Origin of the sequence: Variovorax nivicola, assembly GCF_051216475.1 — a bacterium.
Taxonomy (GTDB): domain Bacteria; phylum Pseudomonadota; class Gammaproteobacteria; order Burkholderiales; family Burkholderiaceae_C; genus Variovorax.
On the sequence record NZ_JBPJZK010000014.1, the window covers coordinates 13291 to 33064 of the forward strand.

The following is a 19774-nucleotide window of genomic DNA, read 5'->3' on the forward strand; positions in this document are numbered from 1 at the left end:
CCACATTACACTCGGCACCATGCGCCCCTCTGAAGCTCTGCTCCAGCATCGCGATCGCATCCGCGAGATCGCGCTGAGTCACCACGTCAGCAGTGTGCGAGTGTTCGGTTCCGCTCTGCGCGGCGAGGACGGGCCCGACAGCGATCTCGATCTGCTGGTGGAGCCCACGGCGCAAACCACCCTGATGGACATCGGAGCCATCAGGTACGAACTGAAGAGCCTTCTGGGCATGGAAGTAGACGTGCTCACGCCCAACGGCTTGCCTCCCAAGTTTCGCGATCAGGTGCTGCGCGAGGCTGTACTGGTATGAGTCGAAGAGATCCGCAACGTGTGGCGGATTATCTGGGCCATATCCTCCAAGCGATCGACAGCATTCGCGACTACACGAGCGGCGCTACTGCCGACAGTTATCTCGTCGACCGGAAAACGCAGGACGCAGTGGTGCGCAACCTGGAAGTGATCGGTGAAGCCAGCAACAACATCGTGAAGCACCATGCGGAATTCGCCGCCGCCCACCCCGCCGTTCCCTGGCGCTTCGCCTACGAGATGCGCAACGCGCTTTCCCATGGCTACTTCACCATCGACCACACCATCGTCTGGCAAACCATCCAGCACGATTTGCCATCGCTTCGCGAGCAGATTGCGAAGCTGTTGGAATCCTGAGCCTCGCCGCTTCATGAGTCGAGACGTCTGAAGACGCCGCTGCGCCACGCACTCAACGCCAGCACTAGCGGTTCATTGCGGGCGCGGTGCTCGTCTGCCGATCAGCCTCAAATCGGCTTGGTCAGATACACCGCCTCGCGCCCCACGATCGCCCTCTGCGCCGGCATGAAGATCGTGCAGTCGTCGCACAGCGCGCGGATTTCCTCCGCGCCGTTTGTCGCAATCAATTCGCCCTTGGCAAAAGTCTCGAAGCCGATCAACGGGCGCACGAACGCAAAGTCCGCCGACTTGATGACATGCGTCTGCAGCAGCTGAAAGCGCCGCTGCGGTTCGGGGGCCGGCGTGGCCGGGTCCTTGTCGACGAGGCCGAAATACGCGAGGAAGTCGTAGGTGACGGCAGTGGCCAGTTCCGAGGCGGAACGCAAAAAGTGCTGGCCGCACTCAACCACCATCGCCACGCCCTTGCCGTCCGGGCCGCCGTGGCTGCCGTACTGGATCAGCGGCGTGCCCGAGCCCAGGCCGTCGGGCATCACGAGGTGCACCGACGGGCGGCCGATGGCCAGCGCGACCTTGGCGTTGCGCTCGAACGCCGGGTACACCCAGAACGGCACGACAGGCTGGCTGGTCGAATGGATGTCGAGGATGTGATCGGCCGCGTCCACCACCGGGCGCAGGACGCGCGCACGGCTCAGCTCGGGGCTGTCTTCGGTGCCATCGAGCCACTCGGGCGACCAGATGCGGTTGAGGTTGTGCACGAGCTGGCGGCTGTCGAAGGGCAGCGCCTCGTTGAACGATTCGTACGCTGCCACGTTGGCAAAGCTCACTGTGAGCGTGCCGATCTTCGGGCGCACGTCGTTGTCGAGCAGGTGCGTGGCCGCCGTCATGCCGCAGATCTCGTTGCCGTGCGTGAGTGCGTTGATCAGCACGTGCGGGCCGGGCTTGCCGGACTCGAAGCGGTGTACGTAGTCGACGCCGACGTTGCCCTTGCGGTAGGCGGAAAGATCGCGAGGGAGGACTTCGAGGGCGGGGGGAGATTGGGTCATGGGGCCGTGGGGTGTGAAGCGGAGCAGTCGGGCAAGTTTGCTACAGGGCGCACATTCGTGCTGAGCGGCCCTGGCCCTGCCTGCCCGGAAACCCTGCAGGGCTTCCACCTCGCCACGCTGGCGACTACCAGTTGACCTCCCGCTCCGGTGTGGCCGAGATGTGGTGGATCGACAGGTCGGCGCCGTCGTATTCCTCCTCCTGCGACAGCCGCAGCCCCAGCGAAGCCTTGAGCGCGCCGTACACTGCTGCGCCCGCCAGCCCCGCCCATGCCACTCCGATGACGGTGCCGATGAGCTGCGCCCACACGTTCACGCCGCCGATGCCGCCCAGCGCCTGCGTGCCGAAGATGCCCGCCGCGATACCGCCCCAGGTGCCGCACAGGCCGTGCAGCGGCCACACGCCGAGCACGTCGTCGATCTTCCATTTGTTCTGCGTGAGCGTGAACATCTTGACGAAGATGGCGCCCGCCACGCCGCCCACCACCAGCGCGCCCAGCGGGTGCATCAGGTCGGAGCCGGCACACACGGCCACAAGCCCCGCGAGCGGGCCGTTGTAGACGAAGCCCGGGTCGTTCTTGCCCATGGCCAGCGCCACCAGCGTGCCGCCGACCATTGCCATCAGCGAGTTGACGGCCACCAGGCCCGAGATCTTGTCGATGCTCTGCGCGCTCATCACGTTGAAGCCGAACCAGCCCACGCACAGCACCCACGCGCCCAGCGCCAGGAACGGAATGTTCGACGGCGGATGCGCACTCAGCGAGCCGTCGCCCCGGTAGCGGTTGCGCCGCGCGCCCAGCAGTAGCACCGCGGGCAACGCCAGCCAGCCGCCCACCGCGTGCACCACCACCGAGCCCGCGAAGTCGTGGAATTCGTGGCCGGTGAGCGAGGCGATCCAGCCTTGGATGCCGAAGTGCTTGTTCCACGCGATGCCCTCGTACAGCGGGTAGACGAAGCCGACGATCACCGCCGTGGCGATCAGCTGCGGCCAGAACTTGGCGCGCTCGGCAATGCCGCCCGAAATGATGGCCGGAATGGCCGCCGCGAAGGTGAGCAAAAAGAAGAACTTCACCAGCTCGTAGCCGCTTCTTGCCGACAGTTCGGTGGCGCTCACGAAGAAATGCGTGCCGTAGGCCACGCCATAGCCCACCAGGAAATACACGATGGTCGACACCGAGAAGTCGACCAAGATCTTCACCAGCGCATTGACCTGGTTCTTCTTGCGCACTGTCCCCAGTTCGAGAAAGGCAAAACCGGCGTGCATGGCCAGGACCATGACGGCGCCGAGAAGGATGAACAGCGCGTCTGCGCCCTGTTTGAGTGCGTCCATTGGAGCTTCTTGCTGATTTTTGGTTTGAATTGGTGCGCCGCACCCGAATCACCCGGAGCGGCGGGCCAATGAAGCAAAAATGGTGCCAAAAGCTCTTCTATGGTGCGCAATGAACCAATAGCGGGCTCCGGCTAGCCCGCCATGCACCGGATCAGCCCGCGCCGGCGCGCAGCGCGTCCCGGTAGCGGCGGCTGCAGGGCACGGTGGTGCCGTCGTGCATGTGCAGCCGGGCGTCGCCGCCGTCCAGTGGCTCGATTTCCTTGATGCGCCCCAGGTTCACGGCGTGGCTGCGGTGCACGCGTACGAAGCGGGCGGGGTCGAGTTGAGTCAGGAAGTCGGTCAGCGTGGCGCGCAGCAGGTAGTCGTGGCCGTTGACGTGCAGGCCAACGTAGTTGCCTTCGGCCTGCAGCCAGTCGATGTCGGTGGCGGCGATGAGGAATTCGCGGCGCAGCTTGCGCACCAGAAAGCGCTCGGGGCGTGCAGGCTGCGAAGGCGGGGTATCGGGTTCGGAGGGTTCGACCGCCTCCGGTTCCGCCGGAGCCTCCGGCGCATCGAGCACCCGCGCCTCCCCCTGCAGCCGGAGCATGAAAAGCCGGTAGGCCCAGATGCCGAAGACGATGCTCACGTACACCCGCACGTCCTTCAGGTACTCGTAGCCCCACTGGCCGACCCAGCCGCCGAAGTCGTAGCGCTCGCCAGCCACGGCATACACCAGCGCCCGCAGCCCGAACATGCCCACCACGTGGACCGCGCTGAACACCACGCTCGCCACCGCATGCCAGACCACGAAGCGCAGCACATGGCCGCGCACCAGCGGCGACAGCCGGCGCTCGACTGCAACCAGCGCCGGAACCAGCAGCAACAACACCAGGTGGCTCGATCCCTCCCAGGTCGCGACCTCCCAGTTGGCACGCGGCACGGCGCGCGTGCGCGCATCGATGATCGCCACCATCGTGCTGAACACGGCCTGCAGCGTCATCAGAACGATCCAGAAGGCCACCTCCACGTAGCGGCGGACCGGCTCGTAGCGCTCGTACAGGTTCTTGCGGGGGTCTCCCATGGCCGGGATTCTCCCGAAAACGGGCCTTGGGGCGGCGAATTTCGTCCCGTTTCGTCCCTCGGGGCTACCGCTCGTCACAAAGCGGGGGCGATCCATCCCCCCGGTGCGCCGGGCAAGGGTCATGAGGTCGAGCATCGCTGCTCCCAGCTTCGAGGAGTCTCCAGATGACCGCCCCAACCCTCCCGCCCGACCATCGCCGCCACGACATCGACGCCCTGCGCGCGCTGGCCTTCCTGTTCGTCATCCTCTATCACGTGGGCATGTACTACGTGGCCGACTGGCCCTGGCACCTCAAAAGCCCGCATGCAGCCGAATGGCTTCAGTGGCCGATGCGCGTGCTGAACCTGTGGCGCATGGACCTCGTCTTCCTGATCTCCGGCGTGTCGCTCGGCTTCCTGAGCCGGGGCCAGGGCACCTGGGGCCTGCTGCGCAGCCGGGGCCTGCGGCTGATGCTGCCGCTGGCCTTCGGCATGGCGGTGATCGTGCCCTACCAGGCCTATGCGCAGGGCGTGGCCAGCGGGCTGGTGGCGCCGGGCTTCGGCGCCTTCCTGCTGCGCTACCTGTCGATGGCCGAACCGTGGCCGAAGCGGGCCTTCGATGGCGCGGAATTCGGCATCACCTGGAACCACCTCTGGTACCTGCCCTACCTCTTTACCTACACGGCGCTCGTCGCGCTGACGCTGCCGCTGTGGAACTCCGCCGCCGGCCAGTGGCTGCGCCGCGGCTTCAACAGCCTGCGCGGCTGGAAGCTGCTGTTGCTGCCTATGGTGCCGCTGCTGGTCTTCACGATGCTGCTGGCCTCGCGCTTTCCGCCCACGCACAACCTGGTGCGCGACTTTCACCTGCACAGCCTCTACTTCACGATGTTCCTCTACGGCTACTGGATGGGCGTGGACACCGGCATATGGAAGGAGTTGGAACGCCTGCGCCGCGTGTCGCTCGCGCTGGCGGTCGCGGCGATCGCCACCTTCATCGCGCTGCGCGTTGGCGCGAAGGGCCCGGCCTCGGGCCCGCTGATGGACACCCTGCGCATGCTCTACCTGTGGCTGGCCGTCGCCACCATCCTCGGCCATGGCCACCGCTACCTGAACCGCCCGTGGCCCTGGCTGCGCTGGGCCAACGAGTCGGTGTACCCGTGGTACGTGCTGCACCAGACGCTGATCATCGTCGGCGTGACCGCGCTGGCCCCGCTCGCGCTCGGCCCGGTGATCGAGCCCGCGCTGCTGGTGCTGCTGACGCTGGTCGGCTGCTGGGCACTGACCGACGGGCTGATCCGCCGCTTCAACCTGCTGCGGCCGCTGTTCGGGCTGAAGCTCAGGCGCGCGGCTTCAGTTGAAGCTCGTCCACGGGAACGAGGATTGCGTTCCCCGTCGCCACGAGCTTGAGCGCATCCTCGCCCTTGCCTTCAGGCTGCGCATAGAGCTCGGACGCGACAAACACCTGCTTGCGCCCGGCCTTCGCCACGCGCCCGCGCGCCACGAAGGCACTGCCCACCGCGGGCGACATGAAGTTCACCGAGAAGTGCGAAGTCATCACGCGGCCTGCCAGCGTGCCGGCCGCGTAGCCGCTAACGGTATCGAGCAGCGCGGAGATCATTCCTGCATGGAGGAATCCGGCGAACTGGCCCATGTCCTCCGCGCGCCAGTTCATGCGCAGTTCGGCTTCGCCGTTGCCGGCCCGCGTGGCCTCGATGCCGGCCCAGCGATTGAAGGAAGCGGCCGCGTTGGTGGCCTTGACGATTTCGAGCATGGCGTGTCCTTTGCGAGTGGGTGAGGAGTGGTTCGATCCACTCTACGAACCGCACATGACAAGCACCGTCACGCACGCGACGAAAGGGGTCGCGCGCAGTTGCATTGGCGACAGCCGCGCTCCCGAACGCCCTCAGAAATCGAACTTGGCCGACAGCTCGAAGGTCCGACGCGGCGCCAGCAGCACCTGGCTGGTCGCACGCCCGGCCCAGGTGGCGTAGAGCTTGTCCGTCAGGTTGCGCACGCGAAAGCTCAGCAGCGCGTTGCGCAGCCGGTAGCTCACGGCTGCGTCGAGCGTGGTGAAGCCGTTGATGCGGATCTGGTTGGCGTTGTCGGTGTACATGTGGCCGGTGCGGTTCAGCGAGGCGAAGTACTCGAACTTCGAGCCCTCGGGCCGGTAGGTCGCGAACAGGTTGGCCACGTGCTCGGGCACGTTGGGCGGCGTCTTGCCCACGCGCGAGACGTTGCCCGCTTCCACCAGCGTGTCGAAGCGCGCGTCGAGCGCGGCGATGTTGCCGGCCAGCGTCCATTCGCGCGTCGGCCGCCACACGGTCGACAGCTCGATGCCGCGCGACGACTGGCTGCCGTTGTTCACCGTGTTGTTGGGGTTGTTCGGATCGCGCGAGAGCACGTTGCCCAGCTCGATCCTGTAGGCGGCAGCCGTCCACTCCAGGTTTGCCGCGGGAATGCTCTGCTTGAAGCCCACCTCGGCCTGCTTGCCGCGCGACATCGGAAAGGCCGCGTTCGAAGCCGACAGCAGGAACAGCGAGTTCACCGGCAGCGTGGCGTTGGTGTACTGCGCATAAACGCTGGAGTCGGGCGTGATGTCGTACACCGCGCCGATGCGCCCCGAGGTCGCGCGATAGCTGGCGCCGAAGCGCGTGTAGCTGCCCAGATTCAGGTCGGCAATGCCGCGCTCTACCTCGGTGCGGTCGTGCCGCAGGCCGCCCACCAGCGTGAGGTTGCGCACGGGCTTCAATGCGTCTTCCACGAAGACCGAACTCACCTTCACGTTGGCGCTGGTGTTGGTGCGGTTGCCGGAGCCCGTGCTGAGCGCCGGGCTCTCGTTGAACGGCGCCAGGTACGGATCAAACACCGGCACGCGCAGCAGGCTGGCGGTGGCGGCACTGCTGTCCGAGAAGCGGCGCTGGCTGCCGAAGCGCGTTTCGCTGTATTCGCCGCCGACGACGAAGCGGTTGTCCATGCCGCCGAGCGTGCCCTTGTGCGTGGCGTCGAAGCGGTTCAGCCAGAAGTCCTGGTCGTGCGTGATGAGCGTCTGGTCGCGCGCGATGTTGGCCGGCGCCACGAAGACGGCGCTTTCGGAATTGCGGAACACGCGGTTCGCCTTGTTGGCCGAGAACTCGTTGCGCCACGACCAGCCGCCGTCGAGCTGCCCGGTGAGGCGTGCACGCAGCCAGTAGGTTTCCGAGCTGTTCTCGTCGTCGGGCACGTTGTAGTTGTTGCCGATGAGGCGCCGGTCGATCACGCGGCCGTCCGGCGTGCTGACCACGTTCGTCGGCTGCGTGGCGAAGCTGCGCGGCACCAGCGGCGTGCCCCAGTAGGCCTGGTTGTCGTCGCGCAAGTAGTCGAACGACAGGTCCAGCTTCACCGAGCCGCCGAAGTCGACCATCAGCCCGCTGGTGAAATGGTCGATGCGCTCGCCGTTGCGCGCGATGGTGCCGACCTTGCTGTCGTTGCGGCTGTAGTCCAGCCGGTAGGCGCTCGCATCGCCCAGTGCGCCGCCGAAACCGAAGGCCGCGCGCGTGGCGCCGTAGCTGCCGTACGAAAGCAGCGCTTCCTTGTGCGGGTTGTCGCGATCGGGCCGCTTGGTCACGAAGTTGACGACGCCGCCGATGGCGCCCTCGCCGTCGAGCACCGAAGCCGGGCCTTTCAGCACTTCGATGCGGTCGTAGTTCCAGGTGTCCTGCACGCGGTTGGTCACGCCCGCGCCGGAGCTGCGCACGCCGTCGTACAGGTACTGCAGGCTGGTGAAGCCGCGCGTGGACAGCGTGGTCGGCGACGACGGCGGCCCGCCGCCCGACAGGCCCGCCATGCCGCGTAGCGCCTCGCTGAAGGTGCGCGCGCCGCGCTGCTGGATGGCGTCCTGCGTGAGGATCTCGACCGAGGCCGGCGTCTCGCGCACCGACAGGCCGAGCCGCGAGGCGGTGCCGCTGGACGCACCCAGGTGCAGGCTGTTGGCGTCGCGGCTGTCCTCGACGGTGACGGTGCCTAGCTCGGCTTCTTGCGCATAGGTCGACGGGAATGCCGTGGCGGCGGCCACCGCCATGGCCGTGCGGATGAACAGGGTCATTTTTTTGAAGTTTGAGGAAGAAAAACCGGGGCCGCTCACGCGACGGAGAAGCGACGCAGCCGCCATGCGGCCAAGCCGAACAGCAGCAGACTCGGCACCAGCAACTGCAGCACGGCCCATGCAGCATGGCCGCGCACGAGACTCGCGGGCTCCTCCTTCCATGCAAAGGCAGGAATGCGGTCGAAGTCGGCCGGCGAGAGCGCGTCGCGCGCGTCGATGCGCTGGGAGAAGAAGCGCTTCCACGCCTCGTGATGCGCGACGGTCTGCGCCTCGAAGCGTGCCTGCCGCCGCGTGCCGGTGCCGGCCAGCGCGGTCATGCCTTCGTAGGCCACGGCCGCTGGCGACACCGCGCTGAAGCGGCCCAGCAGCGCCTGCTGCCCGGCCTGCTGCGCATCGAAGCGGTCGAGCTCGGGCTTGATGGCCTCGTCGACTTCCTTCTCGATCAGGTAGTTGCCCAGCAGGCGGCCGGCGATCTCGATCTTGCCGTCGCGCGGCACGAGGATGGCACCGCGGCCGACGTGCTGGTAGTCGGTACTCATCAGGTCGGCATGGCGCTTCATGGCCTCGGCCGTGACGATGCGTTGGTGCGTGGCGAGTTCGGTGCGCGACGGCGCAGGGCTGGCATGCGTCACCGCGAGGTTCAGCAGCACGGGCACGACCAGCACCAGCAGCACCCAAGCGATGACCAGCACCATCGCGTTGGTGGCCGACGAAGCGCCGAAGGCGTTGACCGCGACCACCAGAGCGAACCAGAAGAGCGCATACGCCGCCACCAGCAGCGCCCACCAGAGCGTGACGTCCGAGGAGCCGGCAAGGCCCGCCTGTCGCGCCACCAGCAGCACGGCCACCGGCAACAGCACTGCCGGCCCCAGCAGCACCGCGGCGCGCACCGTGAGCTTGCCCGCGAGCAGCGTGCGCAACCGCAGCGGCTGCGAAAGCAGCAGCCTCAAGGTGCCGTTCTCGCGCTCGGCCGACAGCAGGTTGTAGCTGAGCGCGAAGATCAGCAGCGGCAACAGGTAGACGATGACGAAGGCCAGGTCGAAGTGCCCGCTCAGCAGGTGCCACGGGCTTTCGATGTCGCTCGGGTTCATGAACACCACGCGGCTCTGGCTCGTGACCTTGAACTGGCTGGGGAACAGGTCGCTCTGCCCCAGCGCGACCGGGTCCAGCGGCGCGGTCGGCAGGATCGCGCTGTGCCCGCCGTAGCCGCTGGCCATGCGCGACGGATCGGCCGGGTTCTCGAAAGGCGTGGGCTGCGTGGTGCCGGCGAGGATGCCCTCGAGCAGCACGCGCTGCGCGGCGCGGGTGTCGCGGTCGGCCTGCGCGACGGCTGCCTGCGCGCGGTCGCGGCTCGCTGTCTGCAGCAGGCCGTTGCCCAGGGCGTAGGCCACGAGCAGCAGAAAGAGCGCGCCAACGGCCCAGAGCGAACGCTCGGCGAACATGAGGCGGCATTCCTGGCGCATCACGGCGAGCAGGCGCCTGCCCTGCGGCGGGTGAAGAGAGGGGTTCATCGCCATGTCTCCTCAGAGCGCGCGCTGGCCCGTGGCGGCGAAGGCCGCGAAGGCGGCGGCCAGCAGCAGGCCGCCACACAGCACCGCCAGGCTGCGCAACTGGTGCCACAGTGCCCAGCCCGCGCTGGGCGGGTGAAAGTCGAACGGCGGCACGGTGGCCCACAGCTCTGGCGTGGCCTGGTAGGCGAAGTGGCGGTCGCCCATCGGGTCGGCATGCGCCACAAGGTCTTCGCTCATCAGGTCCTGGATGTGGCGGCGGTGCAGTTCGGCGGAGGTGGTGAAGCTGCGGTGGTGCGCGAAGTCGGTGCCGGCCATGCCCATCGAGAAGCTGCGCACGGCCAGCAGCGGCAGCAACAGGCCGCTCCACTCCTGCACTTTCTGCTGTTGCTCCCAGGTGTCCCACAGGCGGCCGTAGTGGCGGTCGTACACGGGGTACGAGGCCTGGTCGTCGAGCCGCAGCGCGATGCCCCATTTTCCCAGCGGCACGTCGCGGCCCCAGCGCTCGGTGGTGCCGAAGTTCTTCTGCCAGACCTGGTCGGACACGGCCTTGAGTTCCGCGCCCAGCGCCTGGTTGAACTGCAGCCGCGTGGGGCTGGGAAACCATGCGCGCGACAGCTCGGACAGCACGCGCGGCGCCATCACCGCCTGCGCGACCCACAGCGCGAGCAGCAGCGTGATCGCCATGCGCGAGCTCGACGAAAGAGCCGACACGCCGAGCACCAGGAACACGAAGATGCCGAGGTACACGGCATGGCCGAGCGACCAGGCGGCAAGCCGCAGCAGCGCATCGAGCCGCTCGCCCTCCCCTGCGCCAACGGCGACCGCAACCGCCGCAATGAGCGCGGCCGGCACCAGCAGTACAGCCAGCGAAGCCGCGAGCGCCAGCGCCTTGCCGGCCAGCAGCCGCAGCGGTGAGACGCCGAGGCTCAGCGTCTGCCGCAGGATGCCCTGTTCGCGCTCGCCCGCGAAGGCGTTGAAGCCGAGCACGATGACCAGCAGCGGCCCGAGCACCTGCAATATCCAGCCGACCGACAGGTTGCCGAAGCGCTGCAGGCCGGTCGCGTCCTGCGCGGCGTTGAACTTCACCTCGCTCTGGCGATGCGCCTGCAGCCAAACGGTGCTGCCGATGAAGGGGTTGATGCCCGGATCGATCATCGACAGCGCGGCTTCGGGCTTGAAGGCATGCATGCCCTGGTGTGCCGCGTCGTGCGGATGGCGGCGGTCCTGATGCAGCCAGTCGCGGTAGTCCATCGCTTGCGCGGCCTGCTGCTCGGCCCGCGCGTCGCGCTGGTGCGCCCAGCCCACGACCAGCGCGGTGAACAGCAGCACCGCGACCAGCCCGCCGGCCCAGTACAGGCGCCCGTCGCGCAGGCGCTCGAGAAATTCGCGTCTTGCGATCCAGTTCAGCAGCAGCATGAATCTCATCCCCTCATGTGCTGCAGGTACAGGGACTGCAGGTCGGTGCGCGCGATCTGCTCCTCGCCATTCAGGCTCTCGACGAGCCGCCCGCGCTTCATGATCCCGACGCGCGTGGCGGTCTGCTGTGCATGGAACAGGTCGTGCGTGGTGGTGAGCACGGCCACTCCGTTGTCGGCGGCGCGGCGCAGCAGGCCCGAGAACTCGGCGGCGGCATGGGGGTCGAGCCCCGAGGTCGGCTCGTCGAGCAGCAGCGCCTTGGCCTGCTTGGCAATCGCCACGGCGATCCACACCTTCTGGCGCATGCCTTTCGAATATGCGGACACGCGCTTGTCGGCGGCTGCATGGTCGAGCCCCACCTCGGTCATCAACTCCAATAGCCGCTCCCGCGGCAGCTCGCGGCCCAGCGCCAGTCCCGCAAAGAAGCGCAGGTTCTCCAGCCCCGAGAGCGTGCCGTACAGCGTGACCTGCTCGGGGATGTATGCCACGTGCTGCTTGGTGGCGACGGGGTGGCGCGTGACGTCGATGCCGTTGATCTCGACCGTGCCGGCCGTCGGCTCGATGAAGTTCAGGAACAGGTTGACGGTGGTGGTCTTGCCCGCGCCGTTCGCACCCAGCAGGCAGTAGATGTCTCCGGCGCGGATGTCGAGATCGAGGCAGTCGAGCGCGGTGTGCGTGCCGTACTGTTTGGTGAGGCCGGTGGCTCGGAGCATGGAAGCAATCCAGGTTGGGAGGAAGACGCGCGCAGGCTCGCGCCGGCGCACGGGCGCCGAGGCGTTGCTCGTTCAGTGTTCGTGGAAAGGCCGGCGCTCGATGTGCACCGGCCGGCGCTTCATGTCAGCGCTTGTTCTTGTGCTTCGCGCCGCCCTGCCTGGCCTTGAAGCGCGGGTTGGACTTGCAGATGACGTAGGTGCGGCCGCGCCGCGTCACCACCTGGCAATCGCGATGGCGCTTCTTTGCTTCCTTGAGCGAGGAAAGGACTTGCATGGTCGTACAGGGGCCGTAGGTTTCGGACCCGCGACTATACGCTATTGAGAATTCATTCTCAATAACACGAGAACGCTGACTGGCAGCCAACTTGCCGCCGGTGGCGCGGTCAATGCGCCCTGGGTGCGCGCCCCTTGGGGCTGGTGCCGGCGCACGACGCGCACAGGCCGTGCAGCGTCACCTCGTGGCTCTGGACCTGGAAGCCCTTCGGCACCAGGTCCGTCATCGGCCCGGGGCATGCGTGCAGCAGAAAGACCTGTCCGCAGTTCGAGCAGTGAAAGTAGTGGTGATGGTGATCGGCTTCGTGCCCGTCGTGCTTCGAGTGGCCATGTCCCTTCGCATGTGCGTCGGGCTTGCAGGCCACCTCGTAGCGGGCGGGCTCGCCGGGCAGCTCGACCTTGGCGATCTCGCCGTCCGCCAGCAGCAGCGACACCTGACGGTACACGGTCGACAGGCTGATCTCGGGCACGATCTCGCGCGCATGCGCCAGGATTTCGGGGGCGGTGAGAACGCGACCTGCGTCGCTGAAGGCGGAGAAGACGGCGTTGCGTTGGCGCGTGAGACGTTGCATCTGGATTCGGATTGCTGGCTGCTGGCTGGCTTCGCGGGTGGATGGATGGATAGGCGGCGTACGGCATTCAGCCGACGGTGCGGATCACGTTCCCCTGCGGGTCCCTGATTGTCGTCTTCTGGACCTTCCAGCGCACGGCGCCGAAGCCCGGCACCTCATACGTACCTGCGATCGGCTTCAGCGTGCGGGCCAGTTCGCGCACGGTGGCGTCGCTCAGGTGCAGCGTCAGCTTGCCGTCTTCCGCGGCCACGCGGTCGGCCTCGCCGTGCTCGAAGACCAGCGCACGCTCGCGGCTCGCGAAATGAAACCCGCGCCCGAAGGGCAGCCGCAGCGGCAGCAGCGCGACCAGCTCGTCGACCTGTCGCGCGCCAATCGTGATCTCGGTGATCGGTGCACGCAGCAGCCGCTTGCTCGTCTCCCAACCGAGTACGTCGGTGAAGAGAAAACCGCTGGACGAGCCGTCGCGCGCCGCGCCCTCCTCCACGCGCCGGCGCACCTCGGGGTCTTCGAGCAGCGATGGCCGCGCGAGGTCGGTCACCCACAGCGGCATCGCGGGCAGCAGCGCATCGAGCAGCTTGCGCGTGTCCCAGCGCTTGCATGCCTGTTCCTCGTCTTCCGTCAGCCCGACGACCTGGAGGAAACGCATGCGCCCGTTCGGCGTGTCGATGGCTGGCAGCTCCGGGTCGAACACAAAGCCCATCGAACGGATCAGCGTCTCGCGCTCCAGCGCAATGGGGCCGTTGGCGGTCATCCAGTGGCCGTCGTCGAACACATTGCCGCTCTTGAACACGTAGCGCGCGAGGTTCTGCAGGAAGTTGATGGCCCATGCGGGCGGCTCGGCCTCGTCCGGCTCGCAGGCCAGGCGGAAGGTCAGCTCGAAACCGTAGCCGCTGATGTCGGCGTCGCTCGATTCCTTGGCGTACAGCTCGCTCAGCCCATAGCTCAGGTAGTGCCAATGCGGCACCGGCTCCATGCGCTTCCACACGCTCACGCCGTCGAGCGGATCGGGCCCGCCGAGCATCCACTTGAGGACGGTGGCGTAGTGCTTCGGCTCCTGGCCCGGATAGAGGCGCTCCAGTGCGGCGGTGATGGCGTCCCAGCCCGGCGAGAGATCGTCGTCGTTGTCCTGGCCTTGCGCTGCCTGCGTCATGTCGGTCCTTGCGGTGTCTGTCGATGGCGGCAAGCCTACACCGGGCCATCCTCAGGCCCGTGTCAGGCCGGCGTGGCATCCTCGGGCGTCGAATTGCTTTTTTCGGGAGACAGCAACGTGAGATGGATCCATCGGCGGGACGCATTGGCCCTGTCGGCTGCCTGCGCCGCGTCCGCCCTGCTCGCCGCAACGGGCTGCGGGCAGAAAGACGTGCCCGCCGCCTCCGCACCGACCCCGCCTTCACCCGGCAGCATCGAGATCACGCAGGCAGACATCGACTGGTTCCGCCGCAGCCGGGCCGAGTGGATCGACTGCGAATCGGGTGCGCCGGGCATGGTGCCGCCCGACATGTCGCTCGAACAATACGAAGACCTGCTCGACGGCGGCAGCTCGCCGGCCTTCGACCGGTTCGTGAACGTAACCACCGCCTTCTTCCTGCATGCGAGCTTCGTCGCCGGGCACTACACCTTCGAGCCACCCTTCGCGCAGCGCGCGGCCTTCGACGTGACGGACGAGCACATCCGCCTGCTGCGGCGCGCGAACTGGCTCAGCTTCCTCATCGACTGCAAGCGCCCCTACGGCGACTTCACGCATTTCGAGATCGACATGGCCGACATCCTCGGCCTGCCGGTGACGAAGGACGCGAAGGGCTACGCGCAGATCGGCAAGGACGCGGAAAAGCGCATGGACGCGCTGCATGCCGACATGCTCCCGACGCTGCAGGCGTACATCCGCTTCGCGCGGCTCAACCCCGGTCGCTACGTGGTGCCCGGGCGCGGCGTGGCGCAAACGGCGGGGCGGCCGCTGTGCCGGCCGGTGTCGGCCACGCGCCTGGCGATGTATCAGCGCGCGCTGGCGGCCGCCGGCCCACGCTCCGATTCGCACCGCGTCGCCGCGCTCGACGAGGCCGCCAGGGCGCTGTTCGCGCTGGACTGAGCCGCTGCCGTTGTCGCCACTGCGGCACGCGCGCACAGGGCAGCGAGCGCCAGCCCGAACGCCAGCGCACTAGCCACGGTGCGCCAGAGATTCGCGGCGTTCCAGCGCAGGCGCGTCTGAGCCCAGTCGGACGGCAGCGCCTGCGGGTTCCACGACTCGGTGTAGGCGTTGAGCGGCAGGTTGACCTGCGCCGTGAACACCACGATGCCCAGGCCGTAGAGCACGCCGGCCAGCAGCAGGCACCACCACCAGCCCTCGCGGCGCGCGGCCCATGCCGCGCCCACGGCCAGCGTGCATAGCAGCGGCGGCCCGAAGAAGAAGCCGAAGAACATCGCGTGCCGCACGTTGCGGTTCAGGCTCGACTGCACGAGTGCGTAGGTGGCGCCGTCCATCTGCAGGGTGGCGAAGTTGACGTTGGCGCTGTAGGTCCAGAAGAAGCCGGCCATCACGCCCAGCCAGAAGATGGCGAGCGCATGGCACATGAGCGACAACCGGATCATCGACGGGCGAAAGCACATGGCAGGGACCTCCTGCCCTCACTGTCGGGCCGCCGCCGGCCTGGCGCCTTAACCGTCGATAAGTCCCATCTCTGCACGCAGCCGCGACAGCGACACGTCGGTCATGCCCAGGTACGACGCCAGATGGCGCAGCGGAATGCGGCCGGTCCATTCGGGGCGCTCACGCAGCAGGGCCTCGTAGCGCTGGCGCGCCGTGCACTGCAGAAAGACCTGCTCGCGCCGCATCTTGTCGTCGAGCAGCCCGGCCAGCGCGCGCAGCTGCAGCGCGGTCCACGAAGGCAGCGTGCCCACCGCGGCCTGCAGCGCGGCATACGGAAGGCGCCAGGCCGTGGCCGGCGTCAGCGCCGCAATGAAGAAGGCCGCGGGCTCGCGCCGCATCGTCTCGGTCACGGGCCAGATGAACGCGTCTTCGGCGTGGAAGTTCTTGTTTGACTCGCGCCCTTCGCTGTCGATGTAGAAGAGCCGCAACAGGCCGCGCTCGACCCAGAACGCGTGCTGCCACGCGCTGCCGGCTGCCAGCAGCGTCTGGTGCGCGTCCAGCGACTCGCTGCGCGCCTGATCGGCGAGTGCTGTCAGCGATGCTGGCGACAGCTCGGGAAAGCGCCGCGCCAGCGCCTGCTGCCAATCGGACACGGCAGGCATCGCAGCAGCCTCAGGCGTCCTGTTCGGGCGCAGTCTCGGGCTTCGGCTTGCCCTTTTGCTTGCGCGCCGCCTTCTTCGCCGCGCGCTCGGCATCGGCGCGCTGGCCATCGGCCAGCCACAGCGCGAACTCGTCGGGCGTTTCGAGCGTGACGCGCCCGAGGTTGCCGGCGCGGAACTCGTGCATCACGATCTCCGCCGCCTTCTGCAGGTTGACCTTGCCCTTGCCCAACAGCGCGCCGCGCTTGCGGCCGATGGTGTCGAGCAGCGATTCGTCCTTCATGCTGGCCATGGTCTCGGCGTCGAGCTCCACGAGCTTGAAGCGCGCGGCCACGCCGGCGGCGTAGTGCGTCTTGAGGTAGTTGAGCAGTTCCAGTGCCACCTCTTCCTCGTCGAAGGCGTTGCGCCCCACCGCACCGCTGGCCGCGAGGTTGTAGCCGCTCTTGGGCACGATGATGCGCGGCCACAGCATGCCGGGCGTGTCCCAAAGGTAGAAGTCGTCGGCCAGCGTGATGCGCTGTTCGAGCTTGGTAATGCCGGCCTCGTCGCCGGTCTTGGCCTTGCGCCCGCCGGTGAGCGTGTTGATGAGGGTGGACTTGCCCACGTTGGGAATACCGCAGATCAGCACGCGCATGGGCTTGGCCATGCCGCCGCGGTTGGGCGACAGCTCGTGGCAGGCCTTCACGAGCTGCTGCGCGGGCGTGGTCTGGCTCGCGTCCAGGCCGATGGCACGCGTGGCGGGCAGCGCGTTGTAGTGCGCCAGCCAGAGCACGGTGCGCGCCGGGTCGGCCAGGTCCTGCTTGTTGAGCACCTTGAGCGTGGGCCGGCCGGCCGTGAGTTCGGCCAGCATCGGGTTGGCGCTGGAGCCGGGCAGGCGCGCATCGAGCAGTTCGATGACCACGTCGATGTCCTTCACCCGCTCGGTGATGGCCTTCTGGGTCGAATACATGTGACCGGGGAACCACTGGATCGCCATCGATGGGCTCTTTCTTTCGCACTGTCTCTGTCTGGGAATGGGGTGGCCCGTCAAGGGGCCGGGTGCGCATTGTGAACTGCGAACCTGAACGGGAGCTTGTTGCTACGCTTTCGATAGCTGCAAGCGGGCATTCTGCCTTCGCTTTCGGCTTGTTCGACCCTAGAATCCGCGCGCTGCTCTCCGCAGCAATTCAAACAACTCCGAGGGAAATCCATGTTCAAGCGCCTTGCCGCTGCCGCCCTGCTGGCAGCCACCGTCGTGCCCGTATCCGTCGTCCACGCCCAGCGGCCCTCCCCGCCGCCCGGCCAGCTGATCAACGGCTTCCTGTGCTGCAACATGCGCACCTACGGCGACTCGATCAGCGACATCAACTACGACGAGCAGGGCACGCGCATCGTCGCCGTGGGCACGCCGGCGCGCATCACGGCCTACGACTTCCGCTGGTTCAGCCTCGACCTCGCCGGCAAGCCGCAGCGCATCAAGAACGACTACAGCCGCAACATCCCGTTGCCCGCGTTCGCGCAGCGCTACGTGGTGACCCAAGACCCGAAGCAGAAGATGGCCGCCTTCCCGCCCGCGGTCCGCGACGCCATCCTCGCCGGCAAGGTGATGCCCGGCATGACGCGCGAGCAGGTGCTGATGGCCATCGCCTACCCCGTGGCCAGCGAGAACCCGAGCCTGGACGCCCCCGTGTGGCGCTACTGGCGCGACAGCTGGTCGGAGTTCCAGGTGCAGTTCGACGAGAAGGGCCTCGTGAAGGCGGTGGTGGGCGACCCTGTGGCGCTGAGCCGCGTGCTGGCGGCGGCGCAATAACCCTAAATTCTCGCGCGACTCACTCGCGCCCTCGCAAGGTCAGCCGCGTCATCTGACCGGCATCGCCCGTGAAGTTCAGTTGCCCGTTGGCATCGTGGCCGTGAGCCAGCCCGACTGAACTCACCCGCCACCTGCTGGTAGTTTGCATAGCGCTGACCCCAAGCTACTTCGCTCTGTAAGGGCCAATCTTCCGGGACGCCAGCAGCGCTGTCGCTCTGCTGGCCATTCGCTCCAGCTCGGGCAGCAAAGGCGTTGTCCTTTTTAGAAGCTATATCAGGGCTATGTTCTGTCAGGCTCAAGCAGCTTCACCAGCTTGCTCACCATCTCACTGTGGTCCACCTCGCCCAGGTTCGAGATAATCCCGTAGCTGCCATGCTGGCGGTACATCTCGCGCACCCGCTCGCCTACCCAGGACGGGAACTGCTTCAGCAGTTCGGGATCCTCGTACTTGACGATCCGGCCGGCAACAGCAAAGGCCAAATCGTCCTTAAAAAACTCGGCGTCTTCGCTCTCCAGATACTCTCGACGGAGCATGTCGACTTCGTCTTCAGGAGTCATGTCACTTCCTTCCATTTCCGCTCAGCATATTGCGGAACTGCTGTAGCCACCAGTCACCAGTCACCAGTCACCAGTCACCATCTTGAACCGCTTCCCAGTGCAGGTTGCCCACTCGATCAGAACGTATCAAGTGCTTGTACTCGGTCGTTGACATCGGAGAGGGCAAGTACTTCAAGCCCTGCGTCTCGTGGATTTCGTGCGACAGAATCTGCGCGATCGCCTCGTCGCTGTTGAAGACATCCTTGCGAACGTAGACCGGGATCTTGGATGAACCGTCCGCCATCCGACTGGCGGTGCCCTGCTTGAACGACACAGAAGATACCTCCCCCGATACGTTGCCGTAGGTGGCGTCAAAGTCGAAGCCAAGCCTCTTTGCCCGCTCTCGGTACGCGTCCTCACTCAGCTTCACGATCCGATACTGAGCCAACGTCTCCGCATCGTGTCCCACGCACTGCAGCAGCTGCAGCGCCTCCTCCGGCGAACGCAGCGCCTCCCAGGGTGCGCGGAGCGCGCATCAACTGACCCGCAGGAACGAAGGGCGCCAGCACCTCCATCGTCAAGCCGAACGCAGGCGTGTCATACGTTGCCCTCAAGTCGGAAGGCCTCGGGATGTCCAGGCCGAAGGCTCGATAGGCTTTGCGCGCCAAGCCACTCGCCGAAAAGGCCATCTCGCTGACTTCGGATGCATCCATCAACAGGTTCCACGGCACCCTGGCCGTTTCTTTCGCAGCGCTCCACAGCGACTGGTTGTCTGCGGTGGTTGGCGCGAACTGTCCGGAGCCATTCAAGAAGTCCGTGGTTGTCTTGACCATGCGCGCTCGCAGTGCCGCGCTGGCCGCAATCTTTTCCTTCGACGCAGGAAGCTGGCGACCATTGGCCGCCGGACCGACAGCATCGTCTCCGAGTGCATCCCACCTCTGCGCAGCCTCAATCGACAGAGGGCCTGCGCCTGCCTGGAACGCCCGCCTCTGCGCATCCGTCAGGGGCGGCGCCGACTTTTGCAGGACTTGCGCCGCAGCCGCGTGCGCTCCCACGTCCACGTCTGCGTCGTCCCAGTTGAAGACAGCGCCGGTTCCTTGCGGCTGCGACTGACTCGCAAGGCTCTCGCCCGGCACATTGCCGAACGCATTCACAAGTCCTTGCAGTGCACACGTCCCGATCACTAGGTTCGCAAAGCCTTCACGTCTACTCCATCCGAGAGTTCCATCACATCGACGTCCTGCTGTTCTCCGGTGGCGCGGGTCAACTGCCAAGGTTGGTCGACGGTTTGTGGCTCGAGTAGCACCTCCATCTGGACCGCAATGGCCAACCCTCGCATTGCCTTCTGAGGGCTTATAACGGGAGCGACCGATTCAGGCCATGACAGAAGGAAACTTTGGCGAAATCCCATCGAATGCATATCGACCTGCAAAAAACCAATTGCGTTCTCAATCTTAACATCCAGAGATTCAACAGAAAATCCGAGCGTAGAATTTAATTCTTTCAAAATCTTAGTTTCAGGGCATTCTTTTTTCAAAAAGAATTGAATACTTTGAACTGAAACCATG

At 66.5% G+C, this 19774-nt stretch carries 23 protein-coding genes; 5 read left to right on the forward strand and 18 right to left on the reverse strand.

What is annotated here, in order from left to right:
• The first annotated feature begins 19 nt into the window (after positions 1-19).
• The gene (locus ACSFBF_RS32740) at positions 20-310 is read left to right on the forward strand and encodes a nucleotidyltransferase family protein (RefSeq protein ID WP_435474370.1); all 291 of its coding nucleotides are present in this window, start codon (positions 20-22) and stop codon (positions 308-310) included.
• 20 nt (positions 311-330) lie between these two features.
• Positions 331-663: a HepT-like ribonuclease domain-containing protein gene (locus ACSFBF_RS32745; RefSeq protein WP_435474372.1), complete on the forward strand. Its 333-nt coding sequence runs from the start codon at positions 331-333 to the stop codon at positions 661-663.
• A gap of 107 nt (positions 664-770) precedes the next feature.
• Here ACSFBF_RS32745 and ACSFBF_RS32750 read toward each other — a convergent pair whose 3' ends face one another.
• The 3 genes from ACSFBF_RS32750 to ACSFBF_RS32760 form a co-directional block, all read right to left on the reverse strand.
• A complete protein-coding gene (locus tag ACSFBF_RS32750) occupies positions 771-1706 on the reverse strand; it encodes a M14 family metallopeptidase (RefSeq protein WP_435474374.1) in 936 nt (311 codons plus the stop codon).
• Between the two features lie 124 nt (positions 1707-1830).
• Positions 1831-3033, reverse strand: coding sequence for an ammonium transporter (locus tag ACSFBF_RS32755; RefSeq protein ID WP_435474376.1), 1203 nt, complete (start codon positions 3031-3033; stop codon positions 1831-1833).
• Between the two features lie 151 nt (positions 3034-3184).
• Positions 3185-4093, reverse strand: a complete 909-nt coding sequence (locus ACSFBF_RS32760; protein WP_435474378.1) for a LytTR family DNA-binding domain-containing protein — start codon at positions 4091-4093, stop codon at positions 3185-3187.
• A 164-nt stretch (positions 4094-4257) separates the two neighbouring features.
• Here ACSFBF_RS32760 and ACSFBF_RS32765 point away from each other — a divergent pair, with 164 nt between their 5' ends.
• Positions 4258-5478: an acyltransferase family protein gene (locus ACSFBF_RS32765; RefSeq protein ID WP_435474380.1), complete on the forward strand. Its 1221-nt coding sequence runs from the start codon at positions 4258-4260 to the stop codon at positions 5476-5478.
• On the opposite strand, the gene ACSFBF_RS32770 is transcribed toward ACSFBF_RS32765, so the two are convergent.
• From ACSFBF_RS32770 to ACSFBF_RS32805, 8 genes are all read right to left on the reverse strand, one after another.
• Complete coding sequence (locus tag ACSFBF_RS32770; RefSeq protein WP_435474382.1) at positions 5408-5842, reverse strand: PaaI family thioesterase; 435 nt, start codon at positions 5840-5842, stop codon at positions 5408-5410. The two genes, ACSFBF_RS32765 and ACSFBF_RS32770, sit on opposite strands and share 71 nt — an antisense overlap.
• Before the next feature lie 132 nt (positions 5843-5974).
• Positions 5975-8152, reverse strand: coding sequence for a TonB-dependent receptor (locus ACSFBF_RS32775; protein WP_435474384.1), 2178 nt, complete (start codon positions 8150-8152; stop codon positions 5975-5977).
• A 35-nt stretch (positions 8153-8187) separates the two neighbouring features.
• Positions 8188-9663, reverse strand: a complete 1476-nt coding sequence (locus ACSFBF_RS32780) for an ABC transporter permease subunit (protein ID WP_435474386.1) — start codon at positions 9661-9663, stop codon at positions 8188-8190.
• Positions 9664-9675: 12 nt separating this feature from the next.
• Positions 9676-11079 (reverse strand): ABC transporter permease subunit, encoded by a 1404-nt coding sequence (locus ACSFBF_RS32785; RefSeq protein WP_435474388.1) that lies wholly within the window; start codon positions 11077-11079, stop codon positions 9676-9678.
• A gap of 5 nt (positions 11080-11084) precedes the next feature.
• Complete coding sequence (locus ACSFBF_RS32790; protein WP_435474390.1) at positions 11085-11792, reverse strand: ABC transporter ATP-binding protein; 708 nt, start codon at positions 11790-11792, stop codon at positions 11085-11087.
• A gap of 124 nt (positions 11793-11916) precedes the next feature.
• The gene (gene ykgO / locus ACSFBF_RS32795; protein ID WP_435474392.1) at positions 11917-12066 is read right to left on the reverse strand and encodes a type B 50S ribosomal protein L36; all 150 of its coding nucleotides are present in this window, start codon (positions 12064-12066) and stop codon (positions 11917-11919) included.
• A 109-nt stretch (positions 12067-12175) separates the two neighbouring features.
• A complete protein-coding gene (locus ACSFBF_RS32800; RefSeq protein ID WP_435474394.1) occupies positions 12176-12637 on the reverse strand; it encodes a Fur family transcriptional regulator in 462 nt (153 codons plus the stop codon).
• Between the two features lie 67 nt (positions 12638-12704).
• Entirely contained in the window at positions 12705-13787 is a 1083-nt protein-coding gene (locus ACSFBF_RS32805; RefSeq protein WP_435474397.1) for a suppressor of fused domain protein, read from the reverse strand.
• 117 nt (positions 13788-13904) lie between these two features.
• Between ACSFBF_RS32805 and ACSFBF_RS32810 the strand changes: the two genes are divergently transcribed.
• Positions 13905-14723, forward strand: coding sequence for a hypothetical protein (locus tag ACSFBF_RS32810; protein WP_435474399.1), 819 nt, complete (start codon positions 13905-13907; stop codon positions 14721-14723).
• On the opposite strand, the gene ACSFBF_RS32815 is transcribed toward ACSFBF_RS32810, so the two are convergent.
• From ACSFBF_RS32815 to ylqF, 3 genes are read right to left on the reverse strand one after another with little or no spacing between them, the layout of a single operon-like run.
• Positions 14630-15241, reverse strand: coding sequence for an anthrone oxygenase family protein (locus tag ACSFBF_RS32815; RefSeq protein ID WP_435474401.1), 612 nt, complete (start codon positions 15239-15241; stop codon positions 14630-14632). The genes ACSFBF_RS32810 and ACSFBF_RS32815 overlap by 94 nt on opposite strands.
• Positions 15242-15289: 48 nt before the next feature.
• Positions 15290-15883 carry a Crp/Fnr family transcriptional regulator gene (locus tag ACSFBF_RS32820; protein ID WP_435474403.1) on the reverse strand — a complete coding sequence of 198 codons (594 nt, stop codon included), beginning with the start codon at positions 15881-15883 and terminating at the stop codon, positions 15290-15292.
• Positions 15884-15893: 10 nt separating this feature from the next.
• On the reverse strand, positions 15894-16856 hold the full coding sequence (gene ylqF / locus ACSFBF_RS32825; RefSeq protein WP_093078725.1) for a ribosome biogenesis GTPase YlqF: 963 nt from the start codon (positions 16854-16856) through the stop codon (positions 15894-15896).
• Positions 16857-17069: 213 nt separating this feature from the next.
• On the opposite strand from ylqF, the gene ACSFBF_RS32830 reads away from it, so the two are divergent.
• On the forward strand, positions 17070-17669 hold the full coding sequence (locus ACSFBF_RS32830; RefSeq protein ID WP_435474406.1) for a cell envelope protein SmpA: 600 nt from the start codon (positions 17070-17072) through the stop codon (positions 17667-17669).
• A gap of 279 nt (positions 17670-17948) precedes the next feature.
• On the opposite strand, the gene ACSFBF_RS32835 is transcribed toward ACSFBF_RS32830, so the two are convergent.
• The 4 genes from ACSFBF_RS32835 to ACSFBF_RS32850 form a co-directional block, all read right to left on the reverse strand.
• Positions 17949-18227 (reverse strand): hypothetical protein, encoded by a 279-nt coding sequence (locus tag ACSFBF_RS32835; RefSeq protein ID WP_435474408.1) that lies wholly within the window; start codon positions 18225-18227, stop codon positions 17949-17951.
• A 67-nt stretch (positions 18228-18294) separates the two neighbouring features.
• Complete coding sequence (locus ACSFBF_RS32840) at positions 18295-18636, reverse strand: hypothetical protein (protein WP_435474410.1); 342 nt, start codon at positions 18634-18636, stop codon at positions 18295-18297.
• Positions 18623-19360 carry a hypothetical protein gene (locus ACSFBF_RS32845; RefSeq protein ID WP_435474412.1) on the reverse strand — a complete coding sequence of 246 codons (738 nt, stop codon included), beginning with the start codon at positions 19358-19360 and terminating at the stop codon, positions 18623-18625. The genes ACSFBF_RS32840 and ACSFBF_RS32845 overlap by 14 nt, the downstream gene beginning before the upstream one ends.
• Positions 19361-19389: 29 nt before the next feature.
• Positions 19390-19773, reverse strand: a complete 384-nt coding sequence (locus ACSFBF_RS32850; RefSeq protein ID WP_435474414.1) for a hypothetical protein — start codon at positions 19771-19773, stop codon at positions 19390-19392.
• Position 19774 lies beyond the last annotated feature (1 nt).

Excerpts from the sequence above, each read along its gene's own strand:
- ACSFBF_RS32740 (WP_435474370.1), top strand. The coding sequence starts at position 20 with ATGCGCCCCTCTGAAGCTCTGCTCCAGCATCGCGATCGCATCCGCGAG.
- ACSFBF_RS32750 (WP_435474374.1), bottom strand. The coding sequence starts at position 1,706 with ATGACCCAATCTCCCCCCGCCCTCGAAGTCCTCCCTCGCGATCTTTCC.
- ACSFBF_RS32755 (WP_435474376.1), bottom strand. The coding sequence starts at position 3,033 with ATGGACGCACTCAAACAGGGCGCAGACGCGCTGTTCATCCTTCTCGGC.
- ACSFBF_RS32760 (WP_435474378.1), bottom strand. The coding sequence starts at position 4,093 with ATGGGAGACCCCCGCAAGAACCTGTACGAGCGCTACGAGCCGGTCCGC.
- ACSFBF_RS32765 (WP_435474380.1), top strand. The coding sequence starts at position 4,258 with ATGACCGCCCCAACCCTCCCGCCCGACCATCGCCGCCACGACATCGAC.
- ACSFBF_RS32770 (WP_435474382.1), bottom strand. The coding sequence starts at position 5,842 with ATGCTCGAAATCGTCAAGGCCACCAACGCGGCCGCTTCCTTCAATCGC.
- ACSFBF_RS32775 (WP_435474384.1), bottom strand. The coding sequence starts at position 8,152 with ATGACCCTGTTCATCCGCACGGCCATGGCGGTGGCCGCCGCCACGGCA.
- ACSFBF_RS32780 (WP_435474386.1), bottom strand. The coding sequence starts at position 9,663 with ATGAACCCCTCTCTTCACCCGCCGCAGGGCAGGCGCCTGCTCGCCGTG.
- ACSFBF_RS32785 (WP_435474388.1), bottom strand. The coding sequence starts at position 11,079 with ATGCTGCTGCTGAACTGGATCGCAAGACGCGAATTTCTCGAGCGCCTG.
- ACSFBF_RS32790 (WP_435474390.1), bottom strand. The coding sequence starts at position 11,792 with ATGCTCCGAGCCACCGGCCTCACCAAACAGTACGGCACGCACACCGCG.
- ykgO (WP_435474392.1), bottom strand. The coding sequence starts at position 12,066 with ATGCAAGTCCTTTCCTCGCTCAAGGAAGCAAAGAAGCGCCATCGCGAT.
- ACSFBF_RS32800 (WP_435474394.1), bottom strand. The coding sequence starts at position 12,637 with ATGCAACGTCTCACGCGCCAACGCAACGCCGTCTTCTCCGCCTTCAGC.
- ACSFBF_RS32805 (WP_435474397.1), bottom strand. The coding sequence starts at position 13,787 with ATGACGCAGGCAGCGCAAGGCCAGGACAACGACGACGATCTCTCGCCG.
- ACSFBF_RS32815 (WP_435474401.1), bottom strand. The coding sequence starts at position 15,241 with ATGTGCTTTCGCCCGTCGATGATCCGGTTGTCGCTCATGTGCCATGCG.
- ACSFBF_RS32820 (WP_435474403.1), bottom strand. The coding sequence starts at position 15,883 with ATGCCTGCCGTGTCCGATTGGCAGCAGGCGCTGGCGCGGCGCTTTCCC.
- ylqF (WP_093078725.1), bottom strand. The coding sequence starts at position 16,856 with ATGGCGATCCAGTGGTTCCCCGGTCACATGTATTCGACCCAGAAGGCC.
- ACSFBF_RS32830 (WP_435474406.1), top strand. The coding sequence starts at position 17,070 with ATGTTCAAGCGCCTTGCCGCTGCCGCCCTGCTGGCAGCCACCGTCGTG.
- ACSFBF_RS32835 (WP_435474408.1), bottom strand. The coding sequence starts at position 18,227 with ATGACTCCTGAAGACGAAGTCGACATGCTCCGTCGAGAGTATCTGGAG.
- ACSFBF_RS32850 (WP_435474414.1), bottom strand. The coding sequence starts at position 19,773 with ATGGTTTCAGTTCAAAGTATTCAATTCTTTTTGAAAAAAGAATGCCCT.